The following is a 12,291-nucleotide window of genomic DNA, read 5'->3' as shown; positions in this document are numbered from 1 at the left end:
GTCACGACGCCGGTTTCGATTGGCATTCGCGTTGCGTTGTCAGGCGACAGCTTCGGCAAAGCTGTTGCGGTAAATCGCGGCAAGTTCATCAAGCGAGGCTTCCGAACTGCCGATCTTCACCGTATCGCCGGTGAAACGACCAACCGCATTCAGAGGAACGCCGGCCTGACCGGCCGCAATCATCAATGCCTCGGCCTGATCGAAATTGCACGCAACAAGATAGCGGGCCTGGTCTTCACCGAACAGGAATTCAGTCGGGGCGTCGTCAAGACATACGCCAACGCCTGCGGCTTCTGCCAGTTCGAAGGCAGCCAGAGCGATGCCGCCATCGCTGAGGTCGGTGCAGGCCTTGATCATCTCGCGGTTGGCGCGGATGAAATCACCGTTGCGCTTTTCGGCATCCAGATCGACATGCGGGGCGTCGCCGTCTTCGCGGTTGAACACCTCGGCCAAAAGGGCGGATTGACCCAGATGCCCCTTGGTTTCACCGATCACCAGCACGACGTGGCCTTCGCGCACTTCGTTGCCGATGACCTCGTCCGAGTGCTGCAACAGGCCGACTGCGCCAATGGTGGGGGTCGGTAGAATGGCCTGTCCGTCGGTCTCATTGTACAGCGAGACGTTGCCCGACACGATCGGCATATCCAAGGCGCCGACTGCGGCGCCGATGCCCTGTATGGCGCCGACAAACTGGCCCATGATTTCGGGCTTTTCGGGATTGCCGAAGTTCAGGTTGTCCGTGGTGGCCAGCGGCTTGGCTCCGACGGCGGTCAGGTTGCGATAGGCTTCGGCCACGGCTTGTTTGCCGCCCTCAAGAGGGTTTGCGCGCACATAGCGCGGGGTCACGTCGGATGTGAAGGCAAGCACCTTGTCGGTCCCGTGGACGCGGACCAGGCCCGCACCCAGACCCGGCGTGCGGACGGAATCCGCCATCACCATGGTGTCGTATTGTTCATAGACCCACTGCTTGCCTGCGTAGTTGGGCGAAGCGAGCAGGGCGCGCAGCCCGTCAATCGGGTCGATCTGGGGCACTTCGGCCAGTTCCTCTGCCTGTGGCGTAGGCTCCCATGGGCGGTCGTATTCCGGCGCGGTGGAAGACAGTTTGGACAGAACCAGATCGGCTTTGACTTCACCGTTATGCATGATCAGGAAGCGGTCTTCGGCAATGGTTTCGCCGACGATCGCGAAATCGAGATCCCATTTTTCGAACACGGCGCGGGCCTCTGCCTCAAGCTCGGGCTTGAGGACCATCAGCATACGCTCCTGAGACTCGGACAGCATCATTTCATAGGCTGTCATGTTTTCTTCGCGCTGAGGAACGTTCTCCAGATCAAGACGCACGCCAAGGCCACCCTTGTCACCCATTTCAACGGCCGAGCAGGTCAGGCCCGCCGCGCCCATGTCCTGGATCGAGATCACCGCACCGGTCTGCATCAGTTCCAGCGTCGCCTCCATCAGGCGTTTTTCGGTGAAGGGGTCGCCGACCTGAACGGTGGGGCGCTTTTCTTCGATCGTGTCGTCGAATTCGGCGGATGCCATGGTTGCGCCACCCACACCATCACGCCCGGTTTTTGCGCCCAGATAGACGACGGGCATACCCACGCCCGACGCGGCCGAATAGAAAATCTTGTCACTGTCAGCCAGACCGGCCGCAAAGGCGTTCACAAGGCAGTTGCCATTGTATGCGGGGTGAAAGCGCACTTCGCCACCGACGCAAGGCACGCCGAAGCAGTTGCCATAGCCACCGATGCCCTCGACCACGCCGTTGACCAGTTGACGGGTCTTGTGATGGCCGGGTTCGCCAAAGGACAATGCGTTCATGGACGCAATGGGACGCGCGCCCATGGTAAAGACGTCGCGCAGGATGCCCCCCACGCCGGTCGCCGCACCCTGATAGGGTTCGATATAAGACGGGTGGTTGTGGCTTTCCATTTTGAAAACCACGGCCTGACCGTCGCCAATGTCCACCACGCCTGCGTTTTCACCGGGTCCGCAGATCACCTGGGGCCCAGAGGTGGGCAGGGTGCGCAGCCATTTCTTCGAAGATTTGTAGGAACAGTGCTCGTTCCACATGGCCGAGAAAATGCCGAGCTCGGTGAAAGTAGGTTCACGCCCGATGATCTCGAGGATCATGTCATATTCCTCGGGCTTGAGCCCGTGTGCGGCAATCAGATCGGGTGTGATGGCGGGCTCTTGCATCTTCTGTCCTGTGTCCAAGTGGGCCGAGATTGCGCGCCTTGTAGGGCAAGCGCGCGCGTGTGGAAAGGGTCAAGACGGCGCAGGTTGCGTCTTTCAAAGAAAAACGGAACCGGCATCACTGCCGGTTCCGGATGAATGCGCCCCGAAATGGGTGCATGCAGCTGGCGTGGGCCGCGAGGGTTACGCCGATCCCTGGTCCTTGTTGAGCTGCGCTGCGGCTGCGGCGCCAACAGCCGTCTTCTGTTCCGGGGTCAGGTTTTCATTGTCGTCCAGACCCGGAATTGCAACGCGCACCTCGCGGCGGGCAAAATCGATGCCGTTTTCCTTGAAGGCCGCCTTGACCCGGTTGAAGATCTCCTTGCGCAATGTGAACTGCTTGCCGGGCTTGGCCATGAACTTGCCACGGATGATCATGCCGACATCGTCAAAATCGAACACACCTTGCGATTTGAACGGTTGCAGGAAGCCATCCTTGTGGGTCTCGTCCTCCATCATCTCAGCACCGATCTTCTTGAAGATCTTCTTGACCTTGTTGGGATCGGTGTCGAACGGCACGGTGAATTTCAGTTTCATGATCACCCAGTCGCGGCTGAAATTTGTCAGCTTCTGAATCTCACCGTAGGGAATCGTGTGTACGGGGCCGCGATGGTGACGCAACTGCATCGAGCGAACCGAGATTTTCTCGACAGTTCCCATTGTGCCGCCGACATCGACATATTCTCCGACGCGGAAGGCATCGTCGATCAGGAAGAAAACCCCGCCCACGATGTCAGCAACCAGCTTCTGCGCACCAAAGCCGATCGCCAATCCCAGAACACCGGCACCGGCCAAAAGCGGCGTGATATTGATGCCCAATGCGCCCAGCGCCAGCAGGCCAAAAATCACGGCAATCGTAATCTGGGCGGTGATCCGCATCAGAGGCAGAACCGTCGCCAGACGAGAGCCGCCGGCACCGCCGCCTTCACCGCCTGCCTCTTCGTCCAGGGCCTCGGCCGCAGTCTGTTCCCTGGCCAGTCGGCGGTTGATCCAGAGCGAGACGACCTCGTTCAGGATATAGCCGATGGCGATGATCAGCAGGAATTCGATCACAGCCCCGCCGACTTCGGCACCGACACCGGCCGAAGCGACGTTGCGCAGGTCAAGATGCCATGCGCGTGCAATCATGAAAACCACGACCAAGCCGGCGATAACGCGACCAATCCGGATATAGCTGCGTTTCGCGGAACGGTAGGCGCGTTCGGCAAGAGGGCCTTCGCCCGACATTGGCGGTTGCAAATGCCGCACAAGACCGCGGATCAGCGTATCCAGCGCAGGGGCAATCAACAACCAGAACATCGTCGTGAAATGCGCACCGCTGGTCAGCAATCTCAGTGTTGCCGGATCACGCTGCGCGACCAGGAACTCGACCAGCAGCCAGATTGCCACCGAAACGCCGATGGCAAAATAGGGGTAATAATGCGCAACTTCTTCATCGAATTTCGTGTGATCCGGGTCTGTCCCAAGCATCATCTGCGACAGTCCTTCGCGCGCGGTCCACGCGATTACGGCGATATAGACGTGAATTGCAGCGTTCAGCCAGAAGCCGATGCGGGTATCGTCACCCGTGATGCCATTGAGCGCGTTGAACCGAACGACGAACAGCGTGAACCCGATCAGGATCAACAGGCCGATCAGGTTGCGGTGCAGGTACTTTGCCCAGTGGTCGTCGATATTGACCAGCCGAAATTGCGGCTTTTCCGGTGCCAGAACAAACCGGGACGCTGCTGCACCCAATCGCGGCACCCAGATAAGATAGAATACAAACGGTGCAGCATAGGTGATCTGTTCCGTGGTCAGAAGACCGCGGCCAACCGCGCGGATCACGACATAGAAAATGATCAGCCCGGCGATTTCGCGGCAGAACCGACGAAACAGGTATCTGACGGCGCCCCAAAGGTCGGCCTCGTCCGCCGCTTCGGTCGCTTCATGCCAGCGACGTGTCAGGAAGATGAACAGCTTTTCCGCAATGAAACCGACAACAAGTACAGAAAGGACAAGCCCCATAAGTGTAAAGACACCGGTCGTTCCGAATGTATCGCTAAAATTGCTGAACGCGGTAATCTGCGCGGTGATAATGTTGGGAGCAGTGGTCAGAACATGTGTCCAGGATGCGACCATGGCTGCCCAAATCTCGCTTATCTCGGTCAACGGGTCTTCTACGTCCGCCTTTTCGGCGGCTTGTTTTTCCGCCACGGCATCAAGACGCTCCAATAGAATTGCGCGAACCTGATCATCGGACATGCGTGCAACAAGATCGTCGACCTGTTCGGGTGTCAGGTCTTCCGGAATGGCCACTGTAGAAGTTGAGCCGGCGTCCTGTGCATATAGTGGCACTGCCATAAACAATGCGGAGACGAGCGCCAAAACCAGGCGGAGTGGGTGGAACATGTATTTTCCCTCAAACACGAAATTGTATCGTTTTTGGGGATCATATGCCTATGCGTGTATTTTTCCCAGAGCTTTCGCTGACTTAATGCAGGGTCCAGCCAAAAAAAAGGCCGAGCTATAAGCTCGGCCGTAGTCCAACAGGGAGGTATGAAGATGATGAGCGTTTCAGCATCACCGCCTTCGAGTGCTCATTTAGGGGTCAGTTTGTGAACGTTCAAGGCAATTAACTCTGTGATCACTTCATGTCCGTTATGCTATTTGCGCATAGCTACAGTTTTCCCATCTGTTTCAGCTGCTTACGCTGTGCGATGATTTCGTCCTGCACGAAGTCCCGAAACGCGCCAACGCGTTTTGAATGCCGTAATTCTTCCGGGTAGGCCAGATAAACCGGAACATCTGCGGTTTCGATGTCTGACAGGATGGGCACGAGGTGCGGAAAATCCTGAGTGACATAATCGGGCAGAACACCGATGCCCAGATTGTGCAAAACGCCCTGAAGCACACCAAAATAGTTGTTCACAGTCAGCAAGGACCCGGGATTATAGGTCATCAGGTGGCGCACCATGGCGGCACTGGCTCCAACCTGCGGCGCCGCAGGGGTCTGACAAATCAGACGGTGGTCCTTGATCTCTTCCAGGGACTGCAACATGCCGCCGTGGTTTTCGATATAATCCTGGGTTGCATACAACATCATCTGAACGGTCATAAGGCGCTTGCGCACCAGATCAGCCTGGCTGGGCTCTTTCATGCGGATGGCGACGTCCGCTTCGCGCATCGGAAGATCCAGAACGCGTTCTTCAAGCATCAGGTCGATGTTCAGGTCCGGGTATTGCTCATATAGTTTCGGCAAGCGCGGTGCCAGCCAGAGTGTTCCAAAGCCGAAGGTCGTTGTGACACGCAAAACACCAAAGACTTCTTCCTCGCTGTCCCGAATACGTGCGGCTGCGGCATCCAACCGTTTCGACATGGCGGATGTGGCGTCAAACAACAACTCGCCCTGTTCGGTGAGAATCAGTCCCCGCGCGTGACGGTGGAACAGGGTGGCATCCAGAGACTCTTCCAATGCGCGGATCTGTCGGCTTACGGCGGATTGAGACAGGTTCAGCTTGTCTCCGGCGTGCGTAAGGCTGCCCGCATCGGCCACCGCGTGAAATATTCTAAGCTTGTCCCAATCCATCACCGCAACTTTCGTTATCTTTCAGAAGCCCTATATGAAATAGGTAACAAGTTCTACATTCAAAGGACGAAATCGTTACATATCAGTGGATAAATTCTATACAGGTCAGAAATTATGACCTAAAATGAACCCAAGTAAAGCACACTGATCTGACGAGGGGAGACGTCTGATGAGCCAGCCACAGATAACGCTGAACGACCGGTTCGATCTTGAGAAAAACCCGGTTCTTCTGAATGGAACGCAGGCGCTTGTGCGCTTGATGCTGATGCAAAAGGCCAGAGACCGGCAAGCGGGCCTTAACACCGCAGGATTGGTCACCGGATACCGCGGGTCGCCTTTGGGGGCAGTGGATCAGCAAATGATGCGGGCCCAAAAGCCTCTGGCCGAAAGCGATATCACGTTTCAGTTCGGTTTGAACGAAGACCTGGCGGCTACCGCGCTTTGGGGCAGCCAGCAGGCGGGTCTGCGCGGCGACGGCAAATTCGATGGGGTCTTCGGGCTTTGGTATGGCAAGGGACCGGGCGTTGACCGGTCCGGTGACGTCATGCGCCACGCAAACATGGCAGGGACAGCCAAACATGGCGGTGTGCTCATGGCGATGGGCGATGACCATACCGGCGAAAGCTCGACGGTGCTGCATCAGTCGGAATGGTCGCTGGTCGACATGTACATGCCGATCGTCAGCCCCGCTGGCGTTCAGGAAATCCTCGACTATGGAATTTATGGATTTGCACTCAGCCGTTTCGCGGGTGTCTGGGTGGGTCTGAAGACGATGAAAGACACGATCGAAGTCACTTCGGTCGTGGATGGAAGTCCGGACCGGATGCAAATGGTCATCCCTGAATTCGACATGCCGGAAGGGGGGTTGAACATCCGGTTGGGCGACACGCCGCACATGCAGGAAACGCGCGTCATCGATTACAAAAGGTTCGCGGCCGAAACGTTTTCACACGCCAACAAGCTGGACAAACGGATGTGGGGCAAACCCGGCGCCAAGATCGGCTTTGTCGCGGCGGGCAAAAACTGGTTGGACCTGACACATGCGCTTTCGCTTCTGAATATCGACGAAGCCGAGGCCGAGCGTCTGGGGATTACCACGTACAAGGTGGGGCAGACTTTCCCGCTGGATATGGCCGGATTCCACGACTGGGCCGAGGGGCTGGACCTGATCGTGATAGTCGAGGAAAAGCGCAAGCTGATCGAGGTTCAGGTCAAAGAGGCCATCTTTGACGACCGGCGCGGACGGCGGGTCTATGGCTGGTACAAAGGCGGTGCCGGGACATTGCACCGCGAAGAACTGTTCCCGACGCGCGGTGCGCTTGACCCGATCATGATCGCTGAAAAGCTGGGCGAGATCCTGATTGAAGAGGGGCGCGAGACCGATGGTATCCGGGCCGGGCTGGCGTCTTTGTCAGAAGCGCGCCGGGCCGACAACGCACAGGAAATAGCAACGCGGCTTCCGTATTTCTGTTCCGGCTGCCCGCATAACAGCTCGACAAGGGTACCGGAAGGCAGCCGCGCCTATGCCGGTATCGGCTGTCACTACATGGTTCAATGGATGGATCGCGAGACGACCGGTTTCACTCAGATGGGTGGGGAAGGCGCCAACTGGATCGGTGAGGCTCCGTTTTCAACGACCAAGCACGTATTCCAGAACCTTGGCGATGGCACGTACAACCATTCCGGCGTTCAGGCGATCCGGGCTGCGTTGTCCGCAGGAACGAACATCACCTTCAAGATCCTGTTCAACGACGCGGTTGCCATGACCGGCGGGCAGGAGAATGAGGGCGACCTGACCGCCGAACGGATCGTTGCCGAGGTCAAGGCAATGGGTGTCCGAGAGGTGGCTCTGGTTTACGATGAAAAAGAGGACGTCAACTTCAAGGCTCTGCCCGCCAGCGTTCAGACATACGAGCGTGCCGACCTCATGCAGGTGCAGGAGAAGTTTCGCGAGATCGAGGGCGTATCGGTCATCGTCTATGTACAAACCTGCGCTGCCGAAAAGCGCCGCCGCCGCAAGCGCGGGACATTCCCCGATCCCGACAAGCGTGTGTTCATCAACACCGATGTCTGTGAAGGCTGCGGCGATTGCGGTGTACAGTCAAACTGCGTGTCGATCGTTCCCAAACAGACCGAGCTAGGCCGCAAGCGGGCCATTGATCAATCGAGCTGCAACAAGGATTACTCGTGCTTGAACGGTTTCTGCCCGTCTTTCGTGACGCTTGAGGGCGCGAAAATTCGCAAAGAGGCGACGACCGAAATTGATCTGCCAGATTTGCCAACACCAGATCTGCCGAAGATCACCGGCACGCACAACGTCGTGATTACCGGCGTTGGCGGTACGGGTGTCGTCACCATTGGCGCCATCCTTGCGCAGGCGGCGCAGATTGACGGAAAAGGCGCGGGCATGATGGAAATGGCGGGGCTGGCGCAGAAAGGCGGCGCAGTCCACATACACTGTAGATTGGCCAACCGCCCCGAGGATATCAGCGCGATTCGCGTCGCCACTGGCGAGGCCCACGCGCTGATCGGCGGCGATCTGGTGGTCTCGGCCGGCGCAAAGACGTTGGGCCTGACGCGCACTGGACGTACGGGGGCCGTCGTGAACAGCCATGAAACGGTGACGGGCGACTTCACGCGTGATACCGAGTTCCGCATTCCGGCGGATCAGCTGGAACTGGCCCTGCAAGCGCGGCTGAAAGAAGATGTCTCGCTGTTTGATGCGACCGAACTGGCGCGCGCGGTGATGGGGGATTCAATCTATTCCAACATGATGATCTTCGGCGCGACCTGGCAGCGCGGGCTGTTGCCGGTCAGCCATCAGGCGATCTTTGAGGCCATCGAATTGAACGGCACGGCGGTCGAACGCAACAAACGTGCGTTTGATATTGGACGTTGGGCGGTTCTGCACCCGGAAGACGTGCAATCCATCCTTGCGCCGACCGTGGCTGAGATGCCTAAGACACTGGATCAGATCATCGCGTTTCGCGCGCAGCACCTGACGGAATATCAAAGCGCCCGGCTGGCCAGGCGGTACCGCAAGCTGGTGGACAGTGTCGAGGACGCGCATGTGCGCGAAGCGGTGGCAAAAGGGTATCACAAGCTGTTGTCGTACAAGGACGAATACGAGGTTGCGCGCCTTCTGCTGACCAGTCGGGAAAAAGCGGCGGCCGAGTTTGATGGTGATTTCAAGATGACCTTTCACCTTGCCCCGCCGATATTCGGCGGATCAGGCAGCAATGGCAGGCCGAAAAAGCGTGCCTTCAGCGAATCCATCCTGACTGCATTGAAGCTGTTGACCAAACTCAAGGCATTGCGCGGCACACCACTGGACATTTTTGGGTATTCATCCGAACGCAAGATGGAGCGCGCCCTGATCCGACAGTATGAAAAGGACATGCGCGAGGTTCTGCCCCTGGTGTCGCAGGACACCCGTGATGCGATTGCCGCCCTGGCCCGTTTGCCGCTGGATATCCGCGGATTTGGGCCGGTACTGCGGGAAAATGAGGCCAAGGCTGCGAAACGGCGAGAAGAGCTGCTGGCCGTCATCCGCAGCGGTGGGCCTGAATTGCAAGCTGCGGCAGAGTAATTCGTCACAAGGGTGTCACGATAGCTGGTCAAACCTGTTGCTTGTACTTATTTTGCGGGCAGCAAAACGGAGCCCTTCATGTCTTCTCGTCGTCATGTCGTTCGTGACATCTCGTATGCGCATTCCGCCGAAACCAAGGGGGGGCGGTTGGTCATCAGGCTGATGGAGAACACCACGGGACGGTTGCGTCTGATCAAACGGGCCGACGGATACGAACAAGAAGTCGCAAAGGGTCGGGATTTTTGGTCGGTCATGGTCGATCGCTATGGATTGACCTTGGATGTCGTTCGTGGCGCACTGGCGAATATCCCCAAGGAAGGTCCGCTTATCCTGATTGCAAACCATCCATATGGAATTCTGGATGGGCTGATGATGGGGCATATATTGTCCCAGACCCGTGGTGATTTCCGGATTCTCGCAAATCGCGTTTTCCGCAAGGCCGAAGACCTGAACCGTATCGTTTTGCCTGTTTCGTTTGATGAAACGAAAGAAGCGGTGAAACTGAATCTGGATACGCGGAAGACCGCATTGAATTACCTTGGCGATGGCGGCGCGATCGGGATTTTCCCTGGGGGTACGGTCAGCACCGGCGTCAATCCGTTCGCGCATCCCATGGATCCGGGTTGGCGCGGTTTCACGGCCCGAATGGTGGCCAAATCTAATGCCACCGTCGTTCCGGTGTTCTTCGACGGGCACACGTCACGTCTGTTTCAGATTGCTAGCCATATGCACAACACCCTGCGCATGGGGTTGCTGATCAAGGAATTCAAAAAACGTGTCGATACTCCGGTCAAAGTGGTGATTGGCACGCCTATCGGGCGCGACATTCTGGATCCGCTGGGCAAGGATACGCGCAAGATGATGGATTTCCTGCGCAAAGCGACGTATGAGCTGTCTCCGACACCGCTGAAGTCTTATGACTATGGCTATGAATTTGAGGAACGGCATCGCGCCTGAAGGGGCTAATGGCAGTAGGTATCTTTGATTCCGGATTGGGCGGTCTTACCGTCCTGAGCGCCGCGCAGACACGTCTGCCTGACGTTGATTTCCTGTATTACGCGGACAGCGCGCATGCCCCGTACGGTGTGCGCGATGCCGAGGACATCTATCAGCTGACCCGAAAGGCCGTGCAGGACCTTTGGGATCGCGGCTGCAACTTGGTGATTCTGGCCTGCAACACCGCCAGCGCGGCGGCGCTGCGCCGGATGCAGGAAGAGGGCGTGCCCGAAGGCAAACGTGTGCTTGGTGTCTTTGTTCCCTTGATCGAGGCCCTGACCGAACGGCAATGGGGCGACAATTCCCCCCCACGCGAAGTGGCGGTCAAGCATGTCGCCTTGTTCGCCACGCCAGCCACTGTATCCAGCCGGGCCTTTCAGCGCGAGCTGGCGTTCCGGGCAATTGGCGTGGATGTCGAGGCGCAGGCATGTGGTGGCGTCGTGGATGCCATTGAAGACGGTGACATGATCCTGGCCGAGGCGCTGGTGCGCAGCCATGTGGAAGCCCTTAAGCGCAAGATGCCTGAACCGCAGGCGGCCATACTGGGCTGTACGCATTACCCGCTAATGGCTGACGTATTTCAGGCGGCATTGGGACCTGATGTGCAGGTCTACAGCCAGGGGGCGCTGGTTGCGGAAAGCCTTGCGGATTATCTGCATCGCCACCCCAACATGCTGGGTAACGGCCCGGGAGGGTTCCTGACGACGGGGAAACCCAATGTGGTGAGCGATCGGGCGACACAGTTCCTCCGACGACAAATCACATTCGAGGCCGCCTGACTTCGGTCAAGGACGCGGCCGCTCTGCTTTCATTAATTCAAGACCGTCGCATCGGCGGTCGTAACATGTGACACACGTTGAGAAGAGGTCTGACATGACCCATAAAATCGCAATTCTGGGCGCTTCGGGCTATACCGGTGCGGAACTGGTGCGGCTGATCGCCGAACACCCCAACATGGAAATCGTCGCGCTGGCCGCAGAACGCAAGGCGGGGATGACCATGGCGCAGGTTTTCCCGCATCTGCGCCACATGGACCTGCCGGATCTTTGCAAGATTTCCGAGATCGATTTTTCCCGGATCGATCTGTGCTTTTGTGCCCTTCCGCACAAGACCAGCCAGGAAGTGATCAGTGCTATGCCCAAGGATCTGAAGATCATCGATCTGTCTGCTGACTTCCGGCTGACTGACCCGGATGAATATGAAAAGTGGTACGGAAACCCGCATACCGCTCTCGAGCAGCAGGAAGAGGCCGTTTATGGCCTGACCGAGTTCTATCGCGACGAAATCCGGGGCGCGCGGCTGGTGGCGGGCACAGGGTGCAACGCGGCAACCGGTCAATACGTTCTGCGGCCGCTTGTTTCTGCCGGGGTGATTGATCTGGACGATATCGTGCTGGATCTGAAATGCGCAGTATCCGGGGCAGGGCGGTCGCTGAAGGAAAACCTGCTGCACGCCGAACTGAGTGAGGGCACCAACGCCTATGCCGTCGGCGGGACCCACAGGCATCTGGGCGAGTTCGATCAGGAGTTTTCCACACTGGCCGGTCGTACGGTTCATGTGCAGTTCACTCCGCACCTGATCCCTGCAAACCGGGGCATTCTGGCCACCACCTACGTGAAAGGGGACCCGAATAGCATCTATGAAACGCTTGCAAAGGCTTATGCGGATGAGCCTTTCATTCAGATGCTGCCGATGGGCGAGACACCATCGACCCACCACGTGCGCGGGTCCAACTTCTGTCATATCGGTGTTGTGGCAGACCGGATCGAACGGCGCGCGATCGTGATCGCGGCGCTGGATAACCTGACAAAAGGTAGCAGTGGCCAAGCCTTGCAGAACGCCAATCTGATGTTAGGTGAGACTGAAACCCGGGGCCTGATGATGGCACCGTTATTTCCGTGAG

Annotated in this window: 7 protein-coding genes; 4 read left to right on the top strand and 3 right to left on the bottom strand. The window is 57.8% G+C overall.

Going from position 1 to position 12,291, the window contains the following annotated elements; genetic code table 11:
* Positions 1 to 39: 39 nt before the first annotated feature.
* The 3 genes from purL to GOW09_RS04890 form a co-directional block, all read right to left on the bottom strand.
* Entirely contained in the window at positions 40 to 2,199 is a 2,160-nt protein-coding gene (gene purL, locus GOW09_RS04900; RefSeq protein ID WP_171116092.1) for a phosphoribosylformylglycinamidine synthase subunit PurL, read from the bottom strand.
* A 180-nt stretch (positions 2,200 to 2,379) separates the two neighbouring features.
* Positions 2,380 to 4,626 (bottom strand): mechanosensitive ion channel domain-containing protein, encoded by a 2,247-nt coding sequence (locus tag GOW09_RS04895; RefSeq protein WP_171116090.1) that lies wholly within the window; start codon positions 4,624 to 4,626, stop codon positions 2,380 to 2,382.
* A gap of 268 nt (positions 4,627 to 4,894) precedes the next feature.
* Entirely contained in the window at positions 4,895 to 5,803 is a 909-nt protein-coding gene (locus GOW09_RS04890; RefSeq protein WP_171116088.1) for a LysR family transcriptional regulator, read from the bottom strand.
* 169 nt (positions 5,804 to 5,972) lie between these two features.
* Here GOW09_RS04890 and GOW09_RS04885 point away from each other — a divergent pair, with 169 nt between their 5' ends.
* From GOW09_RS04885 to argC, 4 genes are all read left to right on the top strand, one after another.
* A complete protein-coding gene (locus tag GOW09_RS04885) occupies positions 5,973 to 9,392 on the top strand; it encodes an indolepyruvate ferredoxin oxidoreductase family protein (protein ID WP_171116085.1) in 3,420 nt (1,139 codons plus the stop codon).
* A 78-nt stretch (positions 9,393 to 9,470) separates the two neighbouring features.
* Positions 9,471 to 10,349, top strand: a complete 879-nt coding sequence (locus GOW09_RS04880) for a lysophospholipid acyltransferase family protein (RefSeq protein ID WP_171116083.1) — start codon at positions 9,471 to 9,473, stop codon at positions 10,347 to 10,349.
* An 8-nt stretch (positions 10,350 to 10,357) separates the two neighbouring features.
* The gene (locus GOW09_RS04875) at positions 10,358 to 11,167 is read left to right on the top strand and encodes a glutamate racemase (protein ID WP_171116081.1); all 810 of its coding nucleotides are present in this window, start codon (positions 10,358 to 10,360) and stop codon (positions 11,165 to 11,167) included.
* A 94-nt stretch (positions 11,168 to 11,261) separates the two neighbouring features.
* A complete protein-coding gene (argC, locus tag GOW09_RS04870) occupies positions 11,262 to 12,290 on the top strand; it encodes an N-acetyl-gamma-glutamyl-phosphate reductase (protein WP_171116079.1) in 1,029 nt (342 codons plus the stop codon).
* The last annotated feature ends 1 nt before the right edge of the window (position 12,291 follow it).

The sequence above is a fragment of the Ruegeria sp. HKCCA5463 genome (genome assembly GCF_013034175.1).
Classification (GTDB): Bacteria; Pseudomonadota; Alphaproteobacteria; order Rhodobacterales; family Rhodobacteraceae; genus Ruegeria.
The sequence above is the reverse complement of the archived record's forward strand: the minus strand, read 5'-3'. Positions and strand labels throughout refer to the sequence as shown.